This window comes from Streptomyces sp. R35 (assembly GCF_041053035.1).
GTDB lineage: Bacteria > Actinomycetota > Actinomycetes > Streptomycetales > Streptomycetaceae > Streptomyces > Streptomyces lutosisoli.
The window spans coordinates 8,650,005-8,674,615 of sequence record NZ_CP163440.1; the positions used below are offsets into that span (position 1 = coordinate 8,650,005).

18 protein-coding genes and 3 pseudogenes are annotated in these 24,611 nt (G+C 70.9%); 8 read left to right on the forward strand and 13 right to left on the reverse strand.

Annotation, left to right across the window (positions count from 1 at the left end):
- Positions 1-306 precede the first annotated feature (306 nt).
- Complete coding sequence (locus AB5J50_RS38915) at positions 307-1,806, forward strand: cellulose binding domain-containing protein (RefSeq protein WP_369263378.1); 1,500 nt, start codon at positions 307-309, stop codon at positions 1,804-1,806.
- A 23-nt stretch (positions 1,807-1,829) separates the two neighbouring features.
- Here the strand turns inward: AB5J50_RS38915 and AB5J50_RS38920 are convergent.
- The 4 genes and pseudogenes from AB5J50_RS38920 to AB5J50_RS38935 form a co-directional block, all read right to left on the reverse strand.
- A pseudogene (locus AB5J50_RS38920) lies at positions 1,830-2,513 on the reverse strand (carboxylesterase family protein); the annotation flags it as partial.
- Between the two features lie 292 nt (positions 2,514-2,805).
- Positions 2,806-3,807, reverse strand: coding sequence for an ABC transporter substrate-binding protein (locus AB5J50_RS38925; protein ID WP_369263379.1), 1,002 nt, complete (start codon positions 3,805-3,807; stop codon positions 2,806-2,808).
- A 69-nt stretch (positions 3,808-3,876) separates the two neighbouring features.
- On the reverse strand, positions 3,877-4,938 hold the full coding sequence (locus tag AB5J50_RS38930) for an ABC transporter permease (protein ID WP_369263380.1): 1,062 nt from the start codon (positions 4,936-4,938) through the stop codon (positions 3,877-3,879).
- A complete protein-coding gene (locus AB5J50_RS38935) occupies positions 4,935-5,807 on the reverse strand; it encodes an ATP-binding cassette domain-containing protein (protein ID WP_369263381.1) in 873 nt (290 codons plus the stop codon). The genes AB5J50_RS38930 and AB5J50_RS38935 overlap by 4 nt, the downstream gene beginning before the upstream one ends.
- A gap of 207 nt (positions 5,808-6,014) precedes the next feature.
- On the opposite strand from AB5J50_RS38935, the gene AB5J50_RS38940 reads away from it, so the two are divergent.
- The 3 genes from AB5J50_RS38940 (at position 6,015) to AB5J50_RS38950 (ending at position 10,330) form a co-directional block, all read left to right on the forward strand.
- A complete protein-coding gene (locus AB5J50_RS38940) occupies positions 6,015-7,013 on the forward strand; it encodes a LacI family DNA-binding transcriptional regulator (RefSeq protein ID WP_327432732.1) in 999 nt (332 codons plus the stop codon).
- Positions 7,014-7,294: 281 nt separating this feature from the next.
- Positions 7,295-8,410 (forward strand): ribosome small subunit-dependent GTPase A, encoded by a 1,116-nt coding sequence (gene rsgA, locus AB5J50_RS38945; protein WP_369263382.1) that lies wholly within the window; start codon positions 7,295-7,297, stop codon positions 8,408-8,410.
- A gap of 405 nt (positions 8,411-8,815) precedes the next feature.
- Positions 8,816-10,330, forward strand: a complete 1,515-nt coding sequence (locus AB5J50_RS38950; protein ID WP_369263383.1) for a DNA-3-methyladenine glycosylase 2 family protein — start codon at positions 8,816-8,818, stop codon at positions 10,328-10,330.
- On the opposite strand, the gene AB5J50_RS38955 is transcribed toward AB5J50_RS38950, so the two are convergent.
- Entirely contained in the window at positions 10,327-11,067 is a 741-nt protein-coding gene (locus AB5J50_RS38955) for a Type 1 glutamine amidotransferase-like domain-containing protein (protein WP_369263384.1), read from the reverse strand. The genes AB5J50_RS38950 and AB5J50_RS38955 overlap by 4 nt on opposite strands.
- A 145-nt stretch (positions 11,068-11,212) precedes the next feature.
- Positions 11,213-11,581, reverse strand: coding sequence for a PPOX class F420-dependent oxidoreductase (locus AB5J50_RS38960; RefSeq protein WP_369263385.1), 369 nt, complete (start codon positions 11,579-11,581; stop codon positions 11,213-11,215).
- 140 nt (positions 11,582-11,721) lie between these two features.
- On the opposite strand from AB5J50_RS38960, the gene AB5J50_RS38965 reads away from it, so the two are divergent.
- Complete coding sequence (locus AB5J50_RS38965; RefSeq protein ID WP_369263386.1) at positions 11,722-12,972, forward strand: SGNH/GDSL hydrolase family protein; 1,251 nt, start codon at positions 11,722-11,724, stop codon at positions 12,970-12,972.
- Here AB5J50_RS38965 and AB5J50_RS38970 read toward each other — a convergent pair.
- The 4 genes and pseudogenes from AB5J50_RS38970 to AB5J50_RS38985 all read right to left on the reverse strand — a co-directional run.
- Positions 12,969-13,904: pseudogene (locus AB5J50_RS38970) on the reverse strand (glycoside hydrolase family 95-like protein); the annotation flags it as partial. The gene AB5J50_RS38965 and the pseudogene AB5J50_RS38970 overlap by 4 nt on opposite strands.
- A gap of 114 nt (positions 13,905-14,018) precedes the next feature.
- Positions 14,019-14,402, reverse strand: coding sequence for a zinc ribbon domain-containing protein (locus AB5J50_RS38975; protein WP_369263387.1), 384 nt, complete (start codon positions 14,400-14,402; stop codon positions 14,019-14,021).
- A gap of 681 nt (positions 14,403-15,083) precedes the next feature.
- The gene (locus AB5J50_RS38980) at positions 15,084-15,566 is read right to left on the reverse strand and encodes a DUF456 domain-containing protein (RefSeq protein WP_369263388.1); all 483 of its coding nucleotides are present in this window, start codon (positions 15,564-15,566) and stop codon (positions 15,084-15,086) included.
- 36 nt (positions 15,567-15,602) lie between these two features.
- Entirely contained in the window at positions 15,603-16,583 is a 981-nt protein-coding gene (locus AB5J50_RS38985; RefSeq protein ID WP_369263389.1) for a helix-turn-helix transcriptional regulator, read from the reverse strand.
- A 737-nt stretch (positions 16,584-17,320) separates the two neighbouring features.
- Here AB5J50_RS38985 and AB5J50_RS38990 point away from each other — a divergent pair.
- A complete protein-coding gene (locus AB5J50_RS38990) occupies positions 17,321-19,000 on the forward strand; it encodes a protein phosphatase 2C domain-containing protein (protein ID WP_369263390.1) in 1,680 nt (559 codons plus the stop codon).
- Between the two features lie 65 nt (positions 19,001-19,065).
- The gene (locus AB5J50_RS38995; protein ID WP_369263391.1) at positions 19,066-20,808 is read left to right on the forward strand and encodes a pyruvate dehydrogenase; all 1,743 of its coding nucleotides are present in this window, start codon (positions 19,066-19,068) and stop codon (positions 20,806-20,808) included.
- Between the two features lie 134 nt (positions 20,809-20,942).
- On the opposite strand, the pseudogene AB5J50_RS39000 reads toward AB5J50_RS38995, so the two are convergent.
- A pseudogene (locus AB5J50_RS39000) lies at positions 20,943-21,489 on the reverse strand (alpha-mannosidase); the annotation flags it as partial.
- Between the two features lie 215 nt (positions 21,490-21,704).
- On the opposite strand from AB5J50_RS39000, the gene AB5J50_RS39005 reads away from it, so the two are divergent.
- Positions 21,705-22,157, forward strand: coding sequence for an ATP-binding protein (locus AB5J50_RS39005; RefSeq protein ID WP_369263392.1), 453 nt, complete (start codon positions 21,705-21,707; stop codon positions 22,155-22,157).
- Positions 22,158-22,262: 105 nt separating this feature from the next.
- Here AB5J50_RS39005 and AB5J50_RS39010 read toward each other — a convergent pair whose 3' ends face one another.
- Together AB5J50_RS39010 and AB5J50_RS39015 are read right to left on the reverse strand one after the other, a co-directional pair.
- Positions 22,263-23,303, reverse strand: a complete 1,041-nt coding sequence (locus AB5J50_RS39010) for a DUF2637 domain-containing protein (RefSeq protein ID WP_327432749.1) — start codon at positions 23,301-23,303, stop codon at positions 22,263-22,265.
- Positions 23,304-23,619: 316 nt separating this feature from the next.
- Entirely contained in the window at positions 23,620-24,498 is an 879-nt protein-coding gene (locus tag AB5J50_RS39015) for a (2Fe-2S)-binding protein (protein WP_369265632.1), read from the reverse strand.
- Positions 24,499-24,611: the final 113 nt, after the last annotated feature.

Consider the following 24,611-nt stretch of genomic DNA (forward strand, 5'->3'; position numbering starts at 1 on the left):
ACGCCACGAACCGGCCGGTCCGCAAGGCTGAAGCCCTGGACGCCCAGGGGCGGGTCGTGGCGACCGACAGGCAAGGCCGGTAGGCGAACGCGGTTGCACCGCTTCATGGGGCCGCACCGCATCGCCCGGTCGGCCCGGCGGTGCAACCGCTTGCCGCATCAATTGAATACGCCGCTTGTCAGTTGTGTGGGAACCGTGAAAGGCTCGGGCCCCGTCGTGAGAGACGGGCCCCAACTCTCTTGTGTGGACGGCGAGTTGGGCATTGCATGACTTTGCACATGGAAGCAGTGGATGCAGGAGCCCCCCATGCCTGACCTGCCGACCCCTCAGGACGCCGCCGAGGCCGCACTGTTCTCGGAGTGCTGGGACGCGGTCCTGTCGTACGCCGATCTGTGCACGTCCGGTTCCGCCGCGGCCTCCCAGCTGGCCACCGAGGCGTTCACGCACGGCATCCGTGAGGCGCGCGCGGCCGCCGAGGGAACGAAGAGTACCGGCCGCAGGACGCCCCGGCTGCCCCGGATTCCCTTGCTGCTGACGTCGGTTCGCACCACGGCCGCCGCCTGGGAGGCGCACGGGCAGGGCCACCGGCTCGACCCCGACCTCAGGCTGTGGCTCAACTCCGAGAAGGCCGACCGCTACACCGGTCCGCCGCTGCACCGCCCGCTCGCGCTGCGCGGCCTCAGGGACATGCAGGAACCGGACGCGGCGCTGCTGTGGCTGGCCGAGGTCGAGGCGCTGCCGCTGCCCGCGGTGGCCCGGCGGCTCGGCCTCGACCCGGCGGCCGCCGCCGAGGAACTCGCCCAGGTGCGCGCTCTGTTCAGGGACCGGTGCCATCGCAACCACCTCGACACGCCGATGGACGCCGACTGCCGCAGCTACGCCCGGCTCCTCGACGCGGTGACCCGCTCGCCCGGCGCCGAGACGCCCGAGGACCTGTCCCGGCATCTCGCCCGCTGCGTCGAGTGCGCGGAGGCGGCCGCCTGTCTGCGGCTGCACGGCGGCGGACTGCCCTCGGCGCTCGCGGGCGGGGTGATCGGCTGGGGCGGACTCGCCTATCTGGAGCGCCGGCGCCGGGCCGCCGAGGCGGGTCTGGCGGGCGGACGTACGGACGCGGCCGTGGACACGGGGCTCGCCGAGGGCAAGGTGGCCGGGCCCCGGATCGGCCGGACCGGGCTCCTGGTCGCGGCCGTCATCGTGTCGGCGCTGGCGCTCACCGTCTCGCTGATGCCCTTCGACGGCACGGGCGGCGGTAGCGCCGACGCGCGCGGCGACTCGGCGGACCGCCAGCCCGTCGCGGACCCGGGTGTGTCGTCCCCCTCGGCCACCACACGCCCCGCGGGCTCGCTGGTGTCGACCGAACCGTCGGAGTCGGAACCGTCGGAGTCGGCGAACGGCTCCGAGACGAACCCCGACCCCGAACCCCAGGGCACCTCCACGTCGCCCGCCCACGAGACGGACGACTCCGCGGATCCCACGCACAGCGCGTCGTCCTCCTGCGAGGTGACGTACGAGATCGTGAACCAGTGGCCGGACGGCTTCCAGGCCAGTGTCACCGTCACCTCCGCCAAGGCCCTCGACAGCTGGAGCGTCGCCTGGACCTTCCACGACGACCAGCGAGTCAGCCAGATGTGGGACGGCACCTTCGTCCAGAACGACTCCCGGGTGACCGCCACCGCCGCCGACTACAACAAGTCCGTCGCCGCCGGCGGGACCTTCGCCGTCGGGTTCCTCGCCTCCTGGCACGACGGGAACTCGGTTCCGAAGAACTTCACGCTGAACGGCGAGAGTTGTACGAGCGCGGGCTGAACTCCTGGCAACTTCAGCACCGCCACGGTGTCCTGCACGCCCCAGTTGCCGGAGCCGCCGTGTCCGGACTCCGCGCTCAGCCCGGGGTGGGCGAGGTTGCCGAAGGCGCCGACACGGTGGTTGTAGGTGACGACGACCGTGCCCTTGGCCGCCAGGTTGGCGCCGTCGTAGACCGGCTGCGAGGCCCACATGGCGCTGTTGCGCCCGCCGTAGATCCAGACGAAGACCGGGCGGCGCTCGCGTGAAGAGGCCGCACCCGTCCAGATGTTGAGGTTCAGGCAGTCCTCGCTCAGCGCGGGCACCTTGTCGGCGGCTATGCCCGTGACGGGCTGCGGGCAGGCGGCGCCCCAGGTGTCCGCCTTGCGAACGCCCTTCCAGGACGGGGCCGGCTGCGGCGGACGCCAGCGATTGCCGCCCGCGGTGGTGGCGGCGTAGGGGATGCCCTTGTAGACGGTGACGCCGTCGAGGGCGGCCGGGGCGCCGGTCACCTGACCGGACTCCGTACGCACCGGCCGGTCGGGGTCGCGCTCGGAACTCCCGGAACTCCCGGAACTCTCGGGGCTGTTGGAGGCGGCCGACGCGGAGGCGGTCTCCAGGCCGCCGAGCAGCGCGGCACCGGCCGCGGCGCCGGCGGTGCGGCCGAGGAAGCCGCGGCGGCCGAGCTCGGTCGCCGCGGGGGTGGAGGGTTGGACGTCTCGCAAACTCACAGAGTCTCCCGATCGGCAGAGGGGATGAACGATTCGCGTGCACGGCGCTGTGCGCGGGCCCGCCTGCGAATGAGTCGCCTCATGCTGTGCCGGGTCTCAGGGGTCGACAAGAATCACGGCAGCAACTCACAGTGTTCAACCGGGGAACTAAGGTTGCGTGCCGCACGGGTTGACAGTTCAGATGGTGAAGGCGCCGGGGCTTCAGGGCGCTCAGACACACCGGGTGGACCCGCCGGACGAGCGGAGAGCGGGGTCCACCCGGTCGCAGTGTGCCGGTCAGGCTGCGTTCCGGTCAGCAGCCTGACTTGTAGAAGTACTTGCTGACAGCCGGTTCGTTCATGTTGGCCTTGGTGATGGCGACCATGTTGGTACCGACCGACTTGCTGACGGTCTTGCCCTCGAAGGCGGCGGCGAGTTGGTCGACGGCCTCCTTGCCGATCGCCGCCGGATCCTGGGCGACCAGGACCTGGAGGGTGCCCGCCTTGAGCGCGGCGATCTCGTCGGGCTCGGCGTCGAAGGCGGCGACCTTCACGGTGCCCTGCTTTCCGGCCTGCTTGAGGCCGGTGGCGATGCCCTGGCCGGTGTTGGTGTTGCCCGCGAAGACGCCCCCCAGATCGGGGTGGGCCGCCAGCGTCGACTGGATCTGGGAGGCGGCGGTGGCCGGCAGGTCGTTGTCGTAGAGGGTGGGCAGCAGCTTGATCTTCGGGTACTTGGCCATCTCCTCGGTGAAGCCCTTGATCCGGGCGTCGGTGGTGGAGACGCCGGGCTTGACGCTGATCACGATGGCCGAGCCCTTCTCGTTCATCAGCTTGGCCAGCGCGTCGGCGGCCACCCGTCCGCCCTTCTCGTTGTCGGACGAGATGCGGGTGATGCCGATCGACGAGTCGGTGACCGTGGTGTCCACGAGGGCGACCTTGGTCCCGGACGACTGGATCTGCTTGAGCGACGGGGTGAGCGCGGCGGTGTCGACCGGCGAGATCATCAGCCCGTCGGGCCGGGCCGCCGCGACGGAGTCGAGGAGGGGACGCTGGACCGACACGTCCCACTGCGCGGAACCGTCGGCGGTGAAGTCCATGCCCTTGGCCTTGGCCTCGGTCTGCGCGGCGCAGGTCATGGTGATGTAGAAGGGATCGCTCTTCACACCGGTGATCAGCCTGACCTTCTTGCCGGCGGCGCCGCCCGCCTTCCCCGAACTTCCGCTGTCGCTCGACGAGCTGCATGCGGCGGCACCGGCGAGGGCCAGTACAGCGCTTGCGGCGACCAGGACCCTGCGCTTGCTGCGAATGCTCGGCATAACGGTGTTCTCCTTAGCGTGGGCTTGCTGTTTCGGCACACGTGGGGTGTTGGAGGGGGGCAGGGGTGGTCATGCGCGCTCTCGGATCCTCCTGCGCATCTGGTCGATGTAGACGGCCGCGACCAGCACGACGCCCACGGCCACGTCCTGCCAGTACTGCTGGACGCCGATGACGATCAGTCCGGTGGTGAGCACGGCGGGGATGAACACGCCGATCACGGTGCCCACCACCGATCCGCGTCCGCCGAACAGGCTGGTACCGCCGAGGACCACCGCGGTGATCACCTTCAGGTTGTCGGTGGAGTGCCCGGCGATGGATGTCGTGCCGTAGGAGGCCAGCCACATCACCGCGCCCAGTCCGGCCAGCAGGCCCATCAGCCCGTACACCTTGATCAGGTGCCGCCCCACCGGGATGCCAGCGCGCCGTACGGCGGTCGGGTTGGAGCCGATGGCCAGGGTGTAGTTGCCGAACCTCGTACCGCCGAGGAGCGCGCCGAACAGGGCGGTGACCACCGCGGCGAGGATCACCATCCACGGGATGCCGAGCACTTTGCCGAAGCCGAGGCTGTTCTGCAGGTGGGCGGCGGACGCACCGGCCGGATCCTGGCCGCCGGTGGCGAGTTCGGCCAGCCCCAGCGCCGCGCCCAGACCGCCGAGCGTCACGATCAGCGGGGGCACCTTCCCGGTCGCCACCACCGCTCCCTGCAACGCGCCCCATACGGTGCCGACGGCAAGAGCGATCAGGACACAGACCGCGACCGTGCCCCAGCCGGCGGTGGGCCCGCCGTGGTGGACGTTGTATTCGCCCGCGGCCACCGCGGCCAGGACCAGGACCGAGCCGATCGACAGGTCGATGCCCGCGGTGATGATCACGTACGTCATACCGACACCGAGCACCACGTAGATGGCCGCGTTGACGGCGATCTGCGTGAGGTTGTACGTGGTGAAGAACTTGCCGGGAGCGGCGATGGTGAAGAACGCGACCAGCGCCACGAGGATCAGGAAGGTCCACAGTTCACTGATCGAGGCCGCTCGGCGCAGCCATGGGGGTGCGGCGATCCTTCGGCTGTCGGATCGGTGCGGATCGCGCACCGGCGCGGCCGACTGGATGTCCTGGCTGTCGGCGGTCATCGCCCGTCCTCCGAGTCCGTAGGCTCCGTCGATTCCGTCGATTCCGTCGATTCCGTCGATTCCGTCGATTCCGTCGCACCGGCTGGGCCTGCCGGGCCTGCCGGGCCTGTCGGGTCTGCCGGGCCGAGGTCTCCGTTCGTCGGCGCGGTGCCGTCCAGTGATCCGGTCATGGCCCCGACGAGTTCCTCGATCGTGGTGTCGGCCGCGGTGAACGAGGCGACCCGTCGGCCCAGCCGCAGCACCTCGACCCGGTCCGCCACCGACAGCACCTCGGGCATGTTGTGGCTGATCAGCACCACGCAGATGCCCTGGTCGGCGACCCTCCGCACGGTCTCCAGGACGCGGGCGCGCTGCACGACACCCAGAGCGGCGGTCGGCTCGTCCATGAAGATGACCTTGTTGGCGAACGCGACCGCGCGCGCCACGGCCACGGACTGACGCTGGCCTCCCGACAACGTTGTCACGGCGGCCGTCACGTCCTTGAGTTCGACGCCGAGTTCGGCGAACGCCTTGACCGCCCGCCGTCGCATCGCGGGTCGGTCGAGGACGCCCAGACGGCCCAGGAGGCCACCACGGACAAGTTCCCTGCCGAGGTACAGATTGGCCGCCGCGTCCAGATCGGGCGCCAGCGAAAGATCCTGGTAGACGGTCTCAACGCCGTGGCGCTGCGCCTCCATTGGCCCGCTGAACCGGACCGGCGCCCCGTCCAGGCGGACTTCGCCGCCGTCAGGGGCGATCACGCCCGAAAGGACGTTCACCAAAGTCGACTTGCCGGCGCCGTTGTCGCCGATCAGCGCTACGACCTCTCCGGGGTACGCCGTGAAATCGGCGCCCTGGAGCGCCTGGACATGGCCGAAACGCTTGACCACGCCGTGTGCCGTGAGAAGTGGTTCCCTTGCAGAGGCCATGTGGTGCCTTCGGGTTGGTATCGTTAACAGCTCGTCGATTCTGGGAGGCCCGTGGGTGGGCGTCAAGGGTCGGGTACGAACGGGAAGTTGCGCGGACACCGTCGGTGCGTCACTCCCGGTCGCACCGGCTGAGATCGGGGAGGACGCGGCGTGGCCACGCGGCCCAGGATGAAAGACGTAGCCGCGGAAGCGGGCGTCAGCGTGATGACGGTGTCCCGGGTCGTCAACGGCGATGCGGGTGTGGCGCCTTCGACCGCCGCGCGAGTCGAGGCCGCGGTCCGCAAGCTGGGCTATCAGCGCGACGACGTGGCCCGACAACTGCGCCGCACCGATCAGTTGAGCCAGACCATCGGGCTGATGGTCGACAACGTCGCCGACCCCTTCATGGCCGCCGTCGCGTCGGCCGCCGAGGACGTCGCCCGCCAGCGCGGCAGCATGGTGCTCATCGGCTCCAGCCGTGCCGACGTCCGCCGGGAACAGGAGGTCATCGAGACCTTCACCGCTCGCCGCGTCGACGGACTGATCCTCATCCCGGCCGCGGGCAGCCACCGCTTCCTGCGCTCGGCCCAGGCGCAGGGGACCAAGATCGTGTGCGTGGACAGGGCGGCGCCCGGCCTGGACGCGGACGCCGTGGTGGTGGACAACTTCGGCGCGGTGAAGGAGGCCGTGCACCACCTGATCGCGCACGGCCACCGCCGCATCGCCTACGTCGGCGACAAGCCGGAGATCTGGACCTTCGGCGAACGCCACCGGGGTTATCGGGCAGCGCTGGAGGCCGAGGGCATCGACGCGGACCCGGCGATCGTCCGGCACGGACTGAGGTCGGGCCCGGAAGCCGCCCAGGCCGTCACCGAGATCCTCTCCCTGCCCGAGCCCCCCACGGCGGTACTGGCCGGCAACGAAGTCCTCGCGTTCGGGGTGCTGGCCGTCCTGCCCCCCGACATCGCGTTTCTCAGCTTCGACGACTTCGCCCTGGCCGCGCAGCTGACTCCGCCGGTCACCGTCATCGCCCAGGACCCGGTCGCGCTCGCGACGAGCGCCGCGCATCTCCTGTTCGCCCGCATCCACGGGGACACGTCTCCGCCCCGCACCGTCGTCATGCCCACCGAACTGATCCCGCGAGGGTCGGGGGAGATCCCGGGACCCCATGCGCCGTACGGGCGTTGATGTTGATGGAGAAGTAGGGCGGGGCGACGTGGGCGGGAGCACGTTAAATCGGTGGCACCTCGGTCCGGATGTCTTTATCTTGGGTGTCGTTCGCACGGCGGCGGTGGCCGCCGCTGTCTGCCGAGTGAGGAAGGGGAGGTGTGACCGTGATGACTGTCTCTGTGATGGGCGCTGCCCGCATCCCGAAGTTCATCAAGTCCACCTCCGTGGCCGCCGGCTGACCTTCCTCTTCCTCCGCGCCGAAGCGCGCGTGCCGGGGCCACCCTTGTGAAGGGTCTCCCTTGACTTCCAGCTCCGCCTTTTCTGCCTTTTCCGTCTCTTCCGCGCTCGCTTCCTATGGCTGGGACGACGCATGGGCGGACGAGTTCGCCCCGTACGCCTCCGAAGGGCTGATCGCCGGACGCGTGATCCGGGTCGACCGCGGTCAGTGCGACGTGGTCACCGCCGACGGGGTCATGCGTGCGGACACCGCGTTCGTGACGCCGCACGATCCGCTGCGGGTCGTGTGCACCGGTGACTGGGTCGCCGTCGAACCGGCGGGCAACCCGCGCTATGTACGGACGTATCTGCCGCGCCGTACCGCCTTCGTACGCTCCACCTCCTCCAAGCGGTCCGAGGGGCAGATCCTCGCCGCCAACGTCGACTACGCGGTCGTGGCCGTGTCGCTCGCCGTGGAACTCGACCTCGGCCGTATCGAACGCTTCCTCGCGCTGGCCTGGGAGTCCGGTGCGCAGCCGGTGGTCGTGCTCAGCAAGGCCGACCTCGTGCCGGACGCGGTGACGCTCGGGTATCTCGTCCAGGACGTCGAGACGACGGCGCCGGGTGTGGCGGTGCTGCCGGTCAGCTCCACGACCGGGGAGGGCCTCGATGTCCTTGAGGCCGTCCTCGCCGGGGGTACGGCCGTGCTCCTCGGGCAGTCCGGGGCCGGCAAGTCCACCCTCGCCAACGCGTTGCTCGGTGAGGACGTCATGGATGTGCAGGCCACGCGCGACATGGACGGCAAGGGGCGGCACACCACGACCACCCGCAACCTTCTCGCCCTGCCGGGCGGGGGTGTCCTCATCGACACGCCGGGGCTGCGCGGTGTCGGGCTCTGGGATGCCGAGACCGGGGTCGGGCAGGTCTTCTCCGAGATCGAGGAGCTTGCCGCCGGTTGCCGCTTCCACGACTGCGCGCATGTCGCGGAGCCCGGTTGCGCTGTGATCGCCGCCGTTGAGTCCGGTGCGCTTCCGGAACGCCGTCTGGAGAGTTACCGCAAGCTGCTGCGGGAGAACCAGCGGATCGTTGCCAAGACCGATGCGCGGGTGCGGGCGGAGATTCGGCGGGACTGGAAGCGGAAGGGGGCGGAGGGGCGGGCCGCGATGGAGGCCAAGCGGGGACGTTGGCACCAGGCCTGAGCGCGGGCGTTCTTCGCCCCCGCCGCCCCTACCCGTCCCATCCCTACCTGGGGGCTGCGCCCCCAGACCCCTGGCTTGTTCGTTGGGTGCGGGTGGGTGGGGGTTGTTCGCGCAGTTCCTCGCGCCCCTGAGGTGCGGGGCTGCGCCCCGCGATGCCCTGGCTTGTTCGTTGGGTGCGGGTGGGTGGGGGTTGTTCGCGCAGTTCCTCGCGCCCCTGAGGGCGGGGCTGCGGGTGGGTGGGGGTGCTCGCGCGGTTCTCCGCGGTCCTAAAAGCGGCCGGCCGCCCCGGGTTTTTAGGGGCGCGGGGAACTGCGCGACCAGCCCCCGCCGGCCCGCAGGCAAATCGACAACCTCAACCCACCCCCCACCCCCACCCCGACCCACCCGCAGCCACAGCACAACGCCATGTCCGATTTCCGCCAGCCCAGCGGCAGGCGACCCCGCACACTGGATGGTGTGATCGTCGAAGACACCAGATACGAGGCCGTGCGAAGCCGGGACGCCCGGTTCGACGGGGAGTTCTTCTTCGCCGTGGAGACGACGGGAATCTACTGCAGGCCGAGCTGCCCCGCGGTGACGCCGAAGCGGCAGAACGTCCGGTTCTACGCGACGGCCGCCGCGGCGCAGAGCTCGGGCTTCCGGGCCTGCCGCAGATGCCGCCCGGACGCAGCGCCCGGCTCCGCGGAGTGGAACGTACGGGCCGATGTGGTCGGCCGGGCGATGCGTCTGATCGGTGACGGCGTCGTCGACCGCGAGGGCGTCGGAGGCCTCGCCGGGCGCCTCGGGTACAGCGCCCGCCAGGTGCAGCGGCAGCTCACCGCGGAAGTCGGCGCGGGCCCCGTGGCGCTGGCCCGCGCCCAGCGGGCCCACACCGCGCGGGTACTGCTCCAGACCACCGGCCTCCCGATCACACAGATCGCGTTCGCGGCCGGGTTCGCCAGTGTGCGGCAGTTCAACGACACGATCCGCGCGGTGTACGCGTCGACGCCGAGCGAGCTGCGCGCCGCCGCCCCGCGCACCGGTGCGGGTGCCCGGCGTGCGGCCACTCCCACCGCCGGGATCCCGCTTCGGCTCGCCTATCGGGGGCCGTATCAGACCACCGCCGTCTTCGACCTTCTCGCCGACGAGGCGATCGCCGGGGTCGAGGACATCGGCGGCACCCGCGGGCGCCGTACGTACCGGCGCACACTCCGGCTCCCGTACGGCACGGGAATCGTGGCGGTCGACGAGCGCCCGGGCGGCGGCACGGGCCGGCCCGCAGCCGGGCGCGCGCCCGTCGGAGCAGGCGCCGCACACCCCGGTGGCTGGCTCGACGCCCGGCTGCATCTCACCGATCTCCGGGATCTGACCACCGCCGTACAGCGGCTGCGCCGGCTGTTCGATCTCGACGCCGATCCGTATGCCGTCGACGAGCGGCTGGGGACCGATTCGCGGCTGGGGCCGCTGGTCGTGGCGCGCCCGGGGCTGCGTTCGCCGGGCGCCGCCGATCCGGACGAGCTGGCGGTGCGCGCGCTGGTGGGGCAGGCGGAGGCCGAGCGGCTGGTGGCGCGGTACGGGAAGGTGCTGGACGCCCCGTGCGGCACGCTCACCCATGTGTTCCCGGAAGCGGCCGTGCTCGCGGAGGCCGAGCCGGACGGCCCCCTCGGTGCGCTGACCGCCGCCCTCGCCGACGGCACCCTGCGGCTCGACGCGGGCGCCGACCGCGACGACGCCCAGGAGGCGCTGCTCGCGCTGCCCGGCATGGACGCGGGCACCGCCGCGGTCATCCGTACCCGAGCGCTGGGCGACCCCGATGTGGCACCGCCCGGCGAGGACGTTCCGGATGCCTGGCGCCCGTGGCGTTCCTACGCGGTACAACACCTCAGAGCGGGAGGGGTGGGGAGGGAGTTGGCGGGTGGTGGCTCGAACTGGTCCCGCTAGTCCCGCGGTGACGGCAACACGCGCGGCTCGACGCGCTCCTCGACCGCCGAGTTCCCCTCGCGCCTGACCACGTACGCGCCCTTGCCCGGTATCTCCGTGACCGCCTCGACGAGTTCGGTGCCCCGGTACACCAGCCCCACACCGTCGTCCGTGCAGTGGGTGACGGGCAGCGTGCCGTCGGCGACGAGCCGGTGGACCAGGGGGCGGCGGCCCTGGTCGCTGTCGTAGTGGACGCCGTTGCCGTACGGCAGATATCCGAGCCCGTCGGTGAGCGGGCGCAGTTCGGGTCCGAAGGAGTCCGTGGTGCCGCCCTGGAACCAGCAGATCGACCCGGCGCTCACTCCGCTGAGCACGACCCCGGCCTCCCACGCGCGCCGGAAGATCGCGTCGAGTCCGTGGACACGCCATACGGCGAGCAGGTTCGCCGCCGAGCCGCCCATGACCCAGACGACGTCCTGTTCGAGCACCGAGGCCTCGATGTCCTTGAGGTTCGGCATGGGGAAGAGGTGGAGGGGTGTGAGGTCGAAACCGGCCACGCGGGCCGCCTCGCTCATCCGGGTGGTGAAGTGTTCGGCGTCGCCTATCGCCGTGCCGACGTACAGGACGCGGGGGCGGCGCCCCTGGACGTCGGCCAGGTCCACGGCGTGGTGGACGAGCGCGTCGAACGTCACCCTGGTCCGGTCGCCCATGCGGTGACCACCCGAAGTGGCCAGGATGGTGGGTTCCGTGGCGGTCATGGTCGGTGACCCTACCAAGTGGTCCACGACTCCTGATCTTCGCCGCCTTCCACGGTCGTCGTCCAGGATTCCTGGTCTTCGCCACCTGCAATGGCCGTCACCTTCGCCGGCCGTCACCTTCAATGGCCGTCGTTCACATGGCCGTTCAGTCCTCCAGCCCCCAACTGTGGATCCGCTTCGGGTGGATGCGGATCAGCTCCTCGCTGAAGTGCGGACCCAACTCATGTGGCCCCGTGAGGAGTTCGGCCTCACCCCGGATGTCGATGCCCCGTACCTTCCACGGCCGGAGGCTGACGATGTCGTCGACGACCAGGGCGACCTTCGGGTTCTTCAGTAGGTTGCGCCACTTCTTTGTGGCGCCCATCGAGTAGCCGCCGATCAGGATCGTCCCGTCCTCCTGCGGGAAGAAGCCGACCGGGTTCGCCTGCGGCTGTCCCTGGGGGTCGACGGTGGCCAGCCGTCCCAGCCGCTGCGACCTCAGGTACGCACGCTCGGCCTCGCTGAATTCGGTCATGACAGCAGCCAAACACTCCCGGGCCCGCACCGCATCGGGTCCTGGTCCTAGGTCCAGGGGAGGAGCGGGGTACCGCACGGGTGCGGCCAATGGTGTGACAGTGCGTTGCGGGGGGCGACGGGCAGGGAAGCCATGCCCCCATGACCCGCGCGATCAAGGTCCGGCACGTCCTCGCCACCCTGGTGACCACAGTGATGCTCACCCCGCCGACCGCGATCGCCGACGCGGAGTCCGCGCCCGTGGGCGGTACCGCCACGGCGCAGACCTGGACCGGCACCTGGGAAGCCGCCGCCTCCGGCACCACCCCGGCGCTGCCCGGCGCCTCGATCCGCAATGTCGTGCACACCAGCGTCGGAGGCCGCGCCGCACGCGTCCGCATCTCCAACCGGCTCGGCACGAAGCCGCTCCAACTCGGCGCCGTCACCCTCGCGTTGCAGCGACGGGGCGCGCCGACGAGCCCGAGGGCCGCCGCGGGCTCGATGCGTACCGTCACGTTCGCCGGCGCCAGGGCGGTGACGATTCCCGCCGGCAGAGACCTGGTCAGCGATCCCGTCGCTGTCGCTGTCCCCGCCGACTCCAACCTCCTGATCTCGCTGCACACCCCCGCCGACTCGGGCCCGGCGACCTACCACCGCTCCGCCCTCCAGGCCAACTTCCTTGCCCGCAAGGGAAATCGGACTGCGCAGGAGAGCGGCACCGCGTACACCGCGACGGTCGGCAACTGGTACTACGTGACCGGCGTCGACGTACTCGGCTCACCGGCCGTGGGCAGCGTGGTCGCGCTCGGCGACTCCCTCACCGACGGCACCGGCTCGACGTTCAGCGCCAACCACCGCTGGCCCGACCGGCTCGCCGACCGCCTCCGCGGCCTCCCGCCGTACCGCAGACTCGGCGTCCTCAACGCGGGCATCGCCGGGAACCGCGTCCTGCGCGAAGGCCGCGGCCCCCGCGCCCTGTCCCGCCTCGACTCCGATGTCCTCTCCCGCACCGGCGTACGCGCGGTGATCGTGATGGAGGGGATCAACGACATCAAGGGCACGCCGGAGCAGACGGACCCGGGCACGCTGGAGGACGCGTACCGCAGCATCGTGCGCCACGCCCACGCCCGCGGCATCCGTGTCATCGGCGCCACGATCACTCCGTACGGCGGCCACCAGGCGTATACGCGGGCCCGCGAGGCCGTACGGCAGGCGGTCAACGCCGTCATCCGCACGCGCGGTCTCTTCGACGAGGTCGCGGACTTCGACGCCACCGTCCGCGACCCGTCCCACCCGAACCGCATCCTCCCCGCCTACGACCCCGGCGACCACCTCCACTTCAACGACGCGGGCATGAAGGCGCTGGCCGACACCATCGACCTGAGGACCCTCGCCCCCGAGGAAACGCGCTAGGCGGGCAGCCCCCACCTGGTCGCCGGCTCGTTCGCCGGCACGGGCGCGACAGTGAGGTCCGGGCGGTCGCCCTTCGCCGTGATCAGCGCCGACTCGCCCTTCCGCAGGCCAACTTGGATCACCCCGCCGCCCGTCTCCTCGTACCGCAGCGGCCGTCCCCGCCCGTCCCGCACATCGACCGTTCCCGCGATGCCATGCCGTACGGCACAGGGCGCGCCCGCCTCGCTGACCAGCCGGACCCAGCGAGTGACCCCGCCCTCGCGTACCGCGCTGAGCAGAAAGGCGCCCTGCGTGCGGAAGTTGTGGACCGTCAGATCCGCCCAGGCGGCGGGCAGCGCCGGAAAGACGCGGACGACGCCGCCCCACGACTGGCACACCATGTCGTGCAGGGACTGGGCGGCCGAGAGCGGGGTCTCGATGACCGGGCCCGACTCCTTGTACATGGTGTTGGCCTGGATGAAGCGGGTCATCAGCTCGCCGAGGTACTGGAGCGCTTCCTCGCCCTTGCCGAGCAGCGCGGACATCGACGCGGCGCCGGTGAACGTATAGCCCTGGAGCGCTCCCTCGAAGCCGACCCAGTGCGCCAACGACCTCTAGATCAGCGCCCGTTCGTCGGGGGTGCGGCCCGTCAGCTCGTACAGCGGGTACACCGCGAGCAGATGCGAGTAGTGGCGGTGCGACTTCGCGAAGGGAATGTCCGCGCCGGTCATGAAGCCGTTGGCGTCGGTCGGATACGCCACCCGCTTGGCCAGTACCTCCCGCCAGCGGGGCGCCAACTCGTCGTCGATGCCGAGGAGTTCCGCCAATTCCAGCAGGGTCCGGCAGCCCCAGGTCAGCAGCATCAGGTCGTAGTTGCAGTCGCGGGTGTTGCCGCCGTACTCGGGCGAGAAGGTGGCCGGGAGGTGCAGTCTGCCGTCCGTGCCCGGCTCCAGGCTGTATCTACCCGGGGGATAACCCCCGGACCCCCAGCCGGAAGACAGGCCACGCGAGGTGTCCGCCCCGGTGAGGCCCTGGAGGGCGTTTCCTCTTGTTGGAGTGCTGCACAGTCAGCTGCCTGGGACTGGAGCGGTGCGCTTCAGCTGTTGGCTTGCCGCTCGTGACTGACCCCTACGGCAGGTCGGTGACACGGCTGCATTGGGCGTGCTGACGAAAGCCCACGCCGTGTTGGCGCGCTGGCGCACGTTCACGGCGGCGACATGGTCGGCCGGGCCGGCGAGCCCGCAGACCATGCACGCGAACCAGTCCCGGCAGGGGCGGTTGCGCTTGTCGACATGCCCGCAACGTGGACAGGTCTGGGAGGTGTAGGCCGGGTCCACCACGACGACGGGCACTCCAGCCCGTTGTGCTTTATAGGTGACGTACTCGCCGAGTTGGTGCCCTTGGCCTGCATCTCGGCGCGTTGCCGGGCCATGCGTTTGCGGTAGTCGCACAGCTTCTTGCCCTGGTGGTTGTCGCCGTCAGAGGTGGTAGCCAGGTTGACGATGCCCCGGTCCACCCCGACGAACCCACGCGGTTGCTGTTCAGCGGGCGCTCGGGGATCTCGCAGGTAGCGACCAGGAACAAGTTGCCGTTCCGCAGGACCAGGTCTGACTCTCCCTGCCGGTGTTCGGCGAGCCTGCTCAGCTGCCCTGGCTCCCCGGTGAACGCCACGTTTTTCATCCGCCCAGCGACTGTCCAGATGGACACCGTGCGGTCATCCATCTGCCACGACAGGCACCGGTCGTCGAAGGGCTGCGCGGCATGAGGGCGGAACTCGATCTCACCTGGGCGTGCAGCGCGGTGTAGGCGTCGGCGACCTTGCGCAGGACATGCAACGAGGGCTGTGCCGACAAACCCCGAGCCCGTACCTCTGCGTATGCGCATTGCTGCAGCGACGTCCGCCCGAATACCTGGTGTGCGTGGGCCTTTCCGGATACCCAGGCGGCCGCTTCATTGCAGGCACGCAGAGTTGCGTCGAGTGCCGCCGCCTGCTCGGGCGTCGGCAGCAGCTTGACCTGCACCACCAGCTTCCTGAGATCAAGCTGTAGGTCACCACTGACAACCGGGCTTGAACAGGGAAAATGCATCACTTAGAGTGAGTTGTCATCAACGCAACGTGTATGGGGGGTGACTCAGCCCCAGATCACCGCCCCCAGCCACGCCCCCATGATCAGCAGACAGGCGAACAGCTCCGCCAGCACGCTCCACCCGCCCGCCCGCATCACCGTCCGCACCGCCGCCTTCGCCGGCCCGTGCCCGCCCAGGCGCAGCCGTTCGTAGAGGTAGATCCCGGCGAGGAAGCCGGGTATCGCGCCGATCACCGGCAGCAGCAGGAAACCGAGCAGCGCCCCGGCCCCGGCGTACGCCGCCATTCGGGGGGTCGCGCCGCTCTCCCGCATTCGTCGGGGCGGCAGCCCCCAGCGGATCGCCTGGGCCAGCAGCAGGACCGCGGTCGCGCCGACCAGTACGCCCCAGGACAGGGCCTGTGGGTCGCTCAGCGCCCACCACAGGACCGCGGCCCAGACGAGCCACGACCCCGGCACGCCGGGCACCAGTACTCCGGCCAGGCCGAGCACGATCACCACGCCGACCAGCAGGAGTTCCCACACTCCCATCTGCCCAGGGTGACTGAGCGGGCGGGAAACCGCAGGTCAGTCCCGCGCCACCCAGGCCCGCTCGTACGCGTGCCAGCCCAGCTGCAGCCGGGTCGTCACGCCCGTCAGCTCCATGAGCCGCTTCACCCGGCGCTGCACGGTCCTGAGGCCGAGGTCCAGCTGCTTGGCGACGCTGGCGTCGGTCAGCCCGGCGAGGAGAAGGGAGAGGATCTCCAGGTCGATGCCGTCCGGCCCGTCCGGTTCCTGCTCCGTCACGCCCCGGCTGCCGAGCCGCAGCGGCAGTGCCTCGCGCCACACCGACTCGAACAGCCCCGACAGCAGTTCCAGCAGCCCGCTGGCGTGCACGACCAGCGCGGCGGGCTCCGCGGAGTGCGAGGTGAGCGGGACCATCGCGAGCGTCCGGTCGGCGATCACCAGCTTGGTCGGCACCTGGTCCACGACCCGCACCTGCTCGTCCCGGCCGAGCGCGGCGGACAGCTCGGTGATCCCGCCCGGCATGTCGAGGACGGCCCGCTCGACGACCACGCGGTAGCCGACACCCCGCCCGGCCGCCTGTTCCTCCGCGACGTTGTCCGTCCCGGAGACGACCAGCGGGTTTCCGGTGACCAGTGCGCACACCTCGTCGCTCGCGCCGAGCTGGAGCTGGAGGAAGCGCTGCGCGACCGCCGCCGCGCCGATCACCACCTCGACCAGGTCGTGGACCGCGGGCTCGGCCGCCGCCGCCCGGTACTCCTCGGCGAGCAGCGCGGCCGCCAACTCCGCCTTCTCCAGCTCGTGCCGCTGCTGGGTGAGCAGCGCGCCGAGGGCGACCCCGGGCGGCGCCGCGACCCAGCGCCCGGGCCGGGCCGACGACTGGGCGGCGAGACCGTGCCGCTCAAGGCGGCGCAGGGCGCGCTCCGTGTCGTACTCGCCGAGCGTGAGCCGCCGCGCGAGATCGGGCACGTCGGCGGCGCCCACGGACACCAGCGCCCGATACGCCGACTCGTGCGTCTCGTCCAGACCTATCGCTCCAAGCATGCGGCGACATCCCTCCCCAAGGATCCGTTGTGGCCGGTCGGTGGCGTCCATGGCGGAAAACAGCCACGGCGCAAACCCGCCTCGGCACATCATCGCCGCACCCCCCGCCCCTCTGACAAGCTCACGCCACCGCAGCATCAACCACTGCCCGTAATGCCCTGCTTGGGCCTGGCTTGGCCTGCGCGGATACGGGTCGCATCGGCCCACGCGGACGCGGGCGGAACGATCTTGGGGAGCGGGGTTTTGGGGAAAGCGACCGTGCGTACGGTGCTCGGCGAAAGCGGCTTCCCGTCCGGGGTGTTCACGGTCCCGGCCGACGACTCCTCGTACGAACTCACCCTCACCACGATGAAGTTCGGTTCGCGGGTCTGGCACCGGTCAGTGGATCACACAGGCCGAGACCGCTCGGCGCGGCGGCCGGTGGGCCGCGACCGTGAATCACAGCGGAGCCAAAGGTAAGCAGGTCACACTCAGGCCGAACTGGCCGACGCCAACGGCAAGTCGGTCGTCCAGACAGTGACCCGGGCCTACGACGTGGGCTAGGTCCCGGTCACCCCGGCGCCGCCGGGCGGTTCTCCCGTGGGGGGTGGGACCGCCCGGCGGTCCGCTTTTCGGAACGGCCGCTCTCGTACCGCCGTTCGACGCTTCACCCGACACGCCGTTCGAGAGCCAGTCCCCTGGCCGGTTTTTCCGGATGCCCCGTTTTCATCCGGCTCCTGAGGTGGACAATTAGGGGCATGAGCCAGCAGGGGGAGAAGCCCACCGGTCACGAGGACGACTGGTGGGGGCAGTTGTACGACGACTCCACCGAGGACACGGGGCCCGCGGCCGTGGCCGATTCCCTGGACGACCGGTTCGCGTCGGCCGCGGGGACGATGGGACTCGGGCCCGCGCCGGGGTCCGCCCCGGGGCAGGCCGCAGGACCGGGCTCCGTCCGGCGACCGGACGCGCCCGAGCCCGAGCCCGATGTCCCGCCCCCGCCGGAGCGGCCTCCCGCGGTGATGGACTCCGCTCCCGCCCGGCCCGAACAGCCTCCCGCCGTACCGGAGCAGCGCGGTGGTCTCACCCGGCGGCTCGCCCCCTGGGAGCCCCCGCCCGACCGGCCACCGGCTCCCGCGACCTTCCCGCCCGGGCCGACACCGCCGGGGTTCCGCGCACAGGAGCCCAGGAGCAGCACGCCCCAGGAGCCGCTGAGCCGTACGCCCTCCCCGGAGCCGCCCGTCGCCGCTATGCCTGCGTCGAGGGCCCCGGTGGACGTGCCACCGGCCCCCGTGTCGCCCCCCACCGCGGCCCCGGGCGACACCCTGTCCATCACCCCGTCCGACGCCCGGCCCCCGCAGCCGGCCCTCACCCCGCAGGACACCGCACCGCCCGCCCGGCAGGACACCCCACCCTCCGCCCCGGAGGCTGCTTCACCCCGTCACTCCACCCTCTTCGTCGCCCAACAGCCGCCCGCCGTCGACTACGTCGGCTCGGGCCCGCCCACCTACGACGCCGAACCCACCGCGCTCCCGCCCGCCGACCCGGAAGACCTCGACGACCTGGTCGCCGACACCGTGCTGGACGGCGCGCGCTACGGGACCAGCACCCTGCGTGCCGTGTCCGTGCGCGGGGACTCCGCGCGGTACCGGGGTGAGCCGCGCCGGGACTCGCTGCTCACCGCCCGGTTCGGGACCGGGGAGCAGGCACTGGTGCTCGTCGCGATGGCGACCGGCGCCCGGGCCACGCCGGGCGCGCACCGGGCGGCCGCCGAGGCGTGCCAGTGGATCGGGCGGGCCGTGGGCCGCAGCCACGCACGACTGGCCGAGGACATCCGGGCCGCCCGGCGCGGGGACCTGAAGTCGGGGCTGCACCGGCTCACCGACCGCAGCCTCGGCAAGCTGCGGGCGACCGCGTCCGAGCAGGGCATCGAACCCGAGGAGTACACCGCCAGCCTGCGCTGCCTGCTGCTCCCGGCCGATCCGGAGTGCCGTACACGCGTCTTCTTCGGCGTCGGCACGGGCGGCCTGTTCCGGCTGCGGGACGGCGAGTGGCAGGACATCGAGCCCCGGGTCGCGGAGGCCACCGGCGAGGCCGTCGTCGGTTTCGGATCGCTGCCCCACGAGACGCCCGAGGGCGACCGGCTCACCATGGACCTGGGCATCACGACGCCGCCGAGCCCGTACGAACCGGCTCCCGAGCCGCCCCGCGACCCCTTCCGCTTCCGTGCCTCCGTCGCCCGCCCGGGTGACACGCTCCTGCTCTGCACGGGCGGTCTGGCGGACCCGTTGCGCGGCGAACCCGAACTGGCCGGGCATCTGACCACGCGGTGGTCGGCGGGGGAACCGCCCGGCCTCGCCGCGTTCCTCGCGGACACCCTCGTGCGGGTCAAGGGGTACGCGGACGATCGGACGGCCGCGGCCGTTTGGGAGGCGTAACCGCGCTCCCTGTGAATTCATGGATCCAAGGGACGGCCCAAGGATCGCGAAGAGGTGCGTGAGGCATGGCCAAGCAGAACGTCGCCGAACAGTTTGTCGACATCCTCGTCCGCGCCGGCGTCAAGCGTCTGTACGGAGTCGTCGGCGACAGCCTGAACCCGGTCGTCGACGCCATCCGGCGCAACTCCGCCATCGACTGGATCCACGTCCGGCACGAGGAGACCGCCGCCTTCGCCGCGGGCGCGGAGGCCCAGATCACCGGCAAGCTCACGGCCTGCGCCGGCTCCTGCGGCCCCGGCAACCTCCACCTCATCAACGGCCTGTACGACGCCCACCGCTCCATGGCCCCGGTCCTCGCCCTCGCCTCGCACATCCCCTCCAGCGAGATCGGCCTCGGGTACTTCCAGGAGACCCACCCCGACCAGCTCTTCCGCGAGTGCAGCCACTACAGCGAACTGATCTCCCACCCGAAGCAGATGCCGAGGCTGCTGCAGACGGCCATCCAGCACGCCGTCGGGCAGAGCGGCGTCAGCGTCGTCTCCCTCCCCGGCGACATCGCCTCCGAGCCCGCCCCGGACAAGCCCGCCGAGACCGCCCTCGTCACCTCCCGGCCCAGCGTCCGCCCCGGCGACGCCGAGATCGACAAGCTCGTCGCGATGATCGACGAGGCCGAGAAGGTCACGCTCTTCTGCGGCAGCGGCACCGCGGGCGCGCACGCCGAGGTGATGGAGTTCGCCGAGAAGATCAAGTCCCCGGTCGGGCACGCGCTGCGGGGCAAGGAGTGGATCCAGTACGACAACCCCTTCGATGTCGGCATGAGCGGACTGCTCGGCTACGGCGCCGCCTACGAGGCCACCCACGAGTGCGATCTGCTGATCCTGCTCGGCACCGACTTCCCGTACAACGCCTTCCTGCCCGACGACGTCAAGATCGTCCAGGTCGATGTGCGCCCCGAGCGCCTGGGCCGCCGCTCCAAGCTGGACCTGGCGGTCTGGGGCGATGTGTTGGAGACCCTGCGCTGTCTGACCCCGCGCGTGCAGCGCAAGGAGAACCGGCGCTTCCTCGACAAGATGCTGAAGAAGCACGCGGATGCGCTCGAAGGAGTCGTCAAGGCGTACACGCGGAAGGTAGAGAAGCACGTCCCGATCCATCCCGAGTACGTCGCCTCCGTGCTCGACGAACTCGCCGACGAGGACGCGATCTTCACGGTGGACACGGGTATGTGCAATGTCTGGGCGGCCCGCTACATCTCGCCCAACGGGCGCCGCCGGGTGATCGGTTCGTTCTCGCACGGTTCGATGGCGAACGCGCTGCCGATGGCGATCGGCGCCCAGTTCACCGACCGGAAGCGGCAGGTCGTCTCGATGTCGGGCGACGGCGGATTCGCCATGCTGATGGGCGACTTCCTCACCCTCGTCCAGTACGACCTGCCGGTGAAGGTCATCCTCTTCAACAACTCCGCCCTGAGTATGGTCGAGTTGGAGATGCTGGTGGCCGGGCTGCCTTCGTACGGGACGACGAACAAGAACCCCGACTTCGCGGCCGTCGCCCGGGCCTGTGGGGCGCACGGCATCCGGGTCGAGAAGCCCAAGCAGCTCGCGGGCGCTCTGAAGAACGCCTTCAGCCACAAGGGTCCCGCCCTCGTCGACATCGTCACCGACCCGAACGCCCTGTCCATCCCGCCGAAGATCAGCGCGGAGATGGTGACGGGATTCGCCTTGTCCGCGTCGAAGATGGTGCTGGACGGGGGAGTCGGCCGCATGGTGCAGATGGCCCGCTCCAATCTGCGGAACGTGCCGCGGCCCTAGGAGGCTGCTGATGGATCTCCGCGAGCTTCACCGACTCGACGGGGACGGCGGGTCATCGACGCTCACCAGCGGTGCGAGTGGCGTCGCCGCGGTCACCCGCGGCATGTTGGCGTCGGACTCCACCCCCATGGAGCGTCCTCGTCGAGTACGGCGAGATCGGCAGCCGCGAATCGGTAGATGAGCCGATCGCCCGCGGTCAGCACGTCCCCGAGGGACGTAGGCCCGAAGCCGTGCGGGACCGCCGGGCCGGCGGCCGCTTCCAGCAGCAGCCGCACGCCCTCGTCTCCCCTCGCGGGCACCGCGACGGTCAGACGCCGGTTGTGCGGGTGAATGCGCTTGAGGTGGACGCCCGCGGCGTCGTACAGAGCCCCTCCGCCCGGAAATCGGGGCCGTCACCCGTGGACCCGGGGTCGACCACCACCTCCACATGGCGACCCGCCCATTCCTCGGGCACCCGGCCCTCGATCCGGAACCAACTCGTCGACCAGGACTTTCCCCAGACCGTGCCGGTCGTGAAGGGCTCGTACACGGCCCCCAACGCCTGGTCCACGGGCACCGGTTCGCCGGGTACGTGACACACGGACAGCATCAGCGGGGCGCGGTCGGAGTACTCCGCGGGGCGCAGTACTGCCGCAGCGCGCCCTCCAGGCGCCCCTCCACCAGCGAACGGTCGTCGTGCACGGCGGCTTCCCGGTGCTCGGACGGCTGTGTCCGGAGGTTCACTTCCCACGGAGTTGCCGCGCATCCGGGGCCGCCCGGCGGGTGGTTGACGATTCGACATGACTGTCACGTGCCCTACGGGGCATGGATCCCCGTGAAGGTGTTCGAGCAGGAGGGGAACCGACATCGGCGTGCAGGCGGGGGTCATGAAGAGGCAGGTACGAGGAGGTGGTCCCATGGCCATGGGGGCCTCCTCAGCGAAGGCAGTGGAGGAAGCGGCCGACAGGGCGACGGACCAGCCGGACGGCGCACAGCTCAGGCGCAGGCTCGGCAGGGCGGACCTGCGGGCGGTGCCCGAGGCCCGGAAGGCACTGAGGGAACTGTTACGGCACTGGGGGAAGCCGGGAAGGTCCGAGATAGCCGAGCTGCTGACCAGCGAGCTCGTCACCAACGCACTCATACACACCGACCACGACGCGGTCCTGACGGCCACCGTCGGACCCCGCGGACTCCACGTGGAAGTAAGGGACTTCGTGGGACGCAGGCCCAGACTGCGGGTACCGAACGCCGACGACGGTACGCACGGCAGAGGCCTCGTTCTCGTACAGTCCCTCGCGGACGCGTGGGGTGTACGGGCACATGGCGTGGGCAAGGCAGTGTGGTTCGAACTGGACGGCGGCGCGGTGTAAGTAACCACCGCGCCGCCGTAGTCCTGTCCGGGCCAGGCCGGAGAGATCCGGCCGGGACACCCGGGCTGGGGATCAGGTCCGAGCCTGGGCCTGAGGCCTCAGGCCTCAGCCGAACTGCTGCTCAAGGTCCTTGAGCTTGCGCTCCAGGGAGTCGAGCCGGGGCAGGGCCATCGTGTCGTCCTCCGCGGTGAGGTCGACGGTGATGGGGTCAGTGCTCTTGCGGACGGGGGTAAGGGACGGCCGTGAGCGTACGGGCAGCTGCTCCGCGGTAGATATGGCAGGCTCCGCGGAAGCCTGGGCGGGCGCCCGCTCCACGGTCGTCTCCAGCTCCCGCCGGGCGCCTCCGCGACCCGGCAGGCCCCGGTGACCGCGGCTGAGCGCCTTGAGGTGCGCCCGCTCGACCCGCTCCTCGTTCCGGCGGCGCAGACGGGTCTGCTCCTTCTGCCGCTTGTCCTCGCGCACCTCGTCCACGGCCTCGTCAAGGGTGCGGACGTTCTCCAGCAGCATCAACGACCAGGCGCTGTACGTCTCACGGGGCGCGCGCAGCCAGCGGACGATACGGATCTGCGGCAGCGGGCGCGGAACCAGGCCCTGCTCACGCAGCGCGGCACGGCGGGTCTGCTTCAGTGCGCGGTCGAAGAGCACCGCGGCCGACATCGACATGCCGGCGAAGAACTGCGGAGCGCCCGCGTGGTCGATGCCCCGCGGCGCGTGCACCCAGTTGAACCAGGCCGCGGCACTGGCGAACGTCCATACGAGTATCCGGGAGCCGAGTGCCGCGTCGCCGTGGCTGGCCTCGCGCACCGCGAGGACGGAGCAGAACATGGCCGCGCCGTCCAGGCCGAACGGGACCAGGTACTCCCAGCCGTCGGAGAGGCCGAGGTTCTGCTGGCCGAAGCCGACCAGGCCGTGGAAGGAGAGTGCCGCGGCGACGGCGGCGCAGCAGAACAGCAGCACATAGGAAGCCGTGCCGTAGAGGGCCTCCTTGCGCCTGCGGCGCTCCTCGCTGCGCTCCCATGAGTCGTCGCTGCTCGCGCTCTCCCCGGACCGCTTGCCGCGCGCGAGCACAGCCACCGCCGCCAGCAGGCCCAGGAGCAAAACGGCGCCCGGAAGCAGCCAGTTCAGCGATATATCGGTCAGTCTCATCTGGGGTCCCTTGCATTGGGATAGGGCGTAACGCCCGCCATAGTGGCCCAAACCCGTCGGCCCTCAGGGGGTTTCGGGGCAAGAGGCCGCCAAGGGAGTGCAAGGGGATGCGCAGGGCGACTTTCTGCTCGAACTGCCGCGCGAGGGACGGGAGTTGAGTGCGAATAAGATTACCCGTACGGATGGTTCCACGGAAAGTTCCTGCGACAAGTGAGGAAATTGTGAATCGCCTGTAATCCGCAGGGGGTCTCAGTCTGTGGTGATCTTAGGGCACGTACGGCCGGCTCGTGACCACAACAGCCCTTCGCGGGCTGCCTCAACTGGCGGCGGAGGCCATCAACTTGGCCACACGGTCCGTGTCGCAGGTGCGCGGGCAGGTGGCGCAGGTGTCCTCGGGGCGCACGGTGTAGAAGAGGCAGCAGCTCGCCCGGTCGCGGGTCGGCAGGGACTCCCCGTTCGGACCCGTCAGTTCGCGGAACGCGGCGGAACCGGCGTACGGCCGGGTCGCCCCCGGCAGCAGCAGCTCCAGCTCGCGCATCGCGCGCCGCTCCTCGCCGAGCAGATGGGCGACGTACCAGAGGCCCTCGACGACCTCGTCGGTCGCCATGCCCCACAGGGCCCGGCCGCGCCGGCGCATGCGCGGGCCGAAGCCGCCCAGGACCGGCTCCAGGTGCTCGGCCACGGCGGCCCGCACCTCCGCCCGCAGGGCCTCCTCGTCCGGTACGACCCGGGCGCCGGGCAGGGCGGCCGCCGGATCGTCGGGCAGACAGGCGAAGGAGGTGACGCGGACGGCCATACGGCCGAGAGCGCGCTCGTATGTGACGTGCTCCACAGGGAAGCGGGGTACGCGACGCCGCAGGAACCAGGGAGCGGTGAACAGCAGACAGGCGGGCCAGGCGTAACGGTGCAGCCCGAAGCTGGCCACGGCATCCGGCCGCGCCCGCTGCCCGTAGTCCCGGATCACCTGCGCCTCGTCCCAGGCGAGAAACGCGTCGAGGCCGGCCCCGCCCTCCGCCAGCCCGGCGGCGGCGACCCAGCCGCCGTCCCGTGGCGCCGCTTCCCCATGTCCCAGCTCCATGACGCTCAGCCCGGGAAAGACCTCGGCCAGCTGGGCGTACGCGTCCGTGACGGCCGAGGGGGCCGGGCGTGCGCCGGTGCCGGCCGGGGTGCCCGAGGACAGGGCGGGAGCGGGCATGGGGGACCATCGCTTCACGATCGTTAGCAGGTTAGGCTTACCTTACCCATTTTTTTGGATGTTTGAACTGAGGCCATGTGCGCCTATGGTGCTTGACGGACGGGTAACAACCG

What these genes read in the sequence shown, in the direction of transcription:
- AB5J50_RS38915 (WP_369263378.1), top strand. Translation starts at nt 307, where the DNA reads ATGCCTGACCTGCCGACCCCTCAGGACGCCGCCGAGGCCGCACTGTTC.
- AB5J50_RS38925 (WP_369263379.1), bottom strand. Translation starts at nt 3,807, where the DNA reads ATGCCGAGCATTCGCAGCAAGCGCAGGGTCCTGGTCGCCGCAAGCGCT.
- AB5J50_RS38930 (WP_369263380.1), bottom strand. Translation starts at nt 4,938, where the DNA reads ATGACCGCCGACAGCCAGGACATCCAGTCGGCCGCGCCGGTGCGCGAT.
- AB5J50_RS38940 (WP_327432732.1), top strand. Translation starts at nt 6,015, where the DNA reads ATGAAAGACGTAGCCGCGGAAGCGGGCGTCAGCGTGATGACGGTGTCC.
- AB5J50_RS38950 (WP_369263383.1), top strand. Translation starts at nt 8,816, where the DNA reads ATGTCCGATTTCCGCCAGCCCAGCGGCAGGCGACCCCGCACACTGGAT.
- AB5J50_RS38955 (WP_369263384.1), bottom strand. Translation starts at nt 11,067, where the DNA reads ATGACCGCCACGGAACCCACCATCCTGGCCACTTCGGGTGGTCACCGC.
- AB5J50_RS38960 (WP_369263385.1), bottom strand. Translation starts at nt 11,581, where the DNA reads ATGACCGAATTCAGCGAGGCCGAGCGTGCGTACCTGAGGTCGCAGCGG.
- AB5J50_RS38965 (WP_369263386.1), top strand. Translation starts at nt 11,722, where the DNA reads ATGACCCGCGCGATCAAGGTCCGGCACGTCCTCGCCACCCTGGTGACC.
- AB5J50_RS38980 (WP_369263388.1), bottom strand. Translation starts at nt 15,566, where the DNA reads ATGGGAGTGTGGGAACTCCTGCTGGTCGGCGTGGTGATCGTGCTCGGC.
- AB5J50_RS38985 (WP_369263389.1), bottom strand. Translation starts at nt 16,583, where the DNA reads ATGCTTGGAGCGATAGGTCTGGACGAGACGCACGAGTCGGCGTATCGG.
- AB5J50_RS38990 (WP_369263390.1), top strand. Translation starts at nt 17,321, where the DNA reads ATGAGCCAGCAGGGGGAGAAGCCCACCGGTCACGAGGACGACTGGTGG.
- AB5J50_RS38995 (WP_369263391.1), top strand. Translation starts at nt 19,066, where the DNA reads ATGGCCAAGCAGAACGTCGCCGAACAGTTTGTCGACATCCTCGTCCGC.
- AB5J50_RS39005 (WP_369263392.1), top strand. Translation starts at nt 21,705, where the DNA reads ATGGCCATGGGGGCCTCCTCAGCGAAGGCAGTGGAGGAAGCGGCCGAC.
- AB5J50_RS39010 (WP_327432749.1), bottom strand. Translation starts at nt 23,303, where the DNA reads ATGAGACTGACCGATATATCGCTGAACTGGCTGCTTCCGGGCGCCGTT.
- AB5J50_RS39015 (WP_369265632.1), bottom strand. Translation starts at nt 24,498, where the DNA reads ATGCCCGCTCCCGCCCTGTCCTCGGGCACCCCGGCCGGCACCGGCGCA.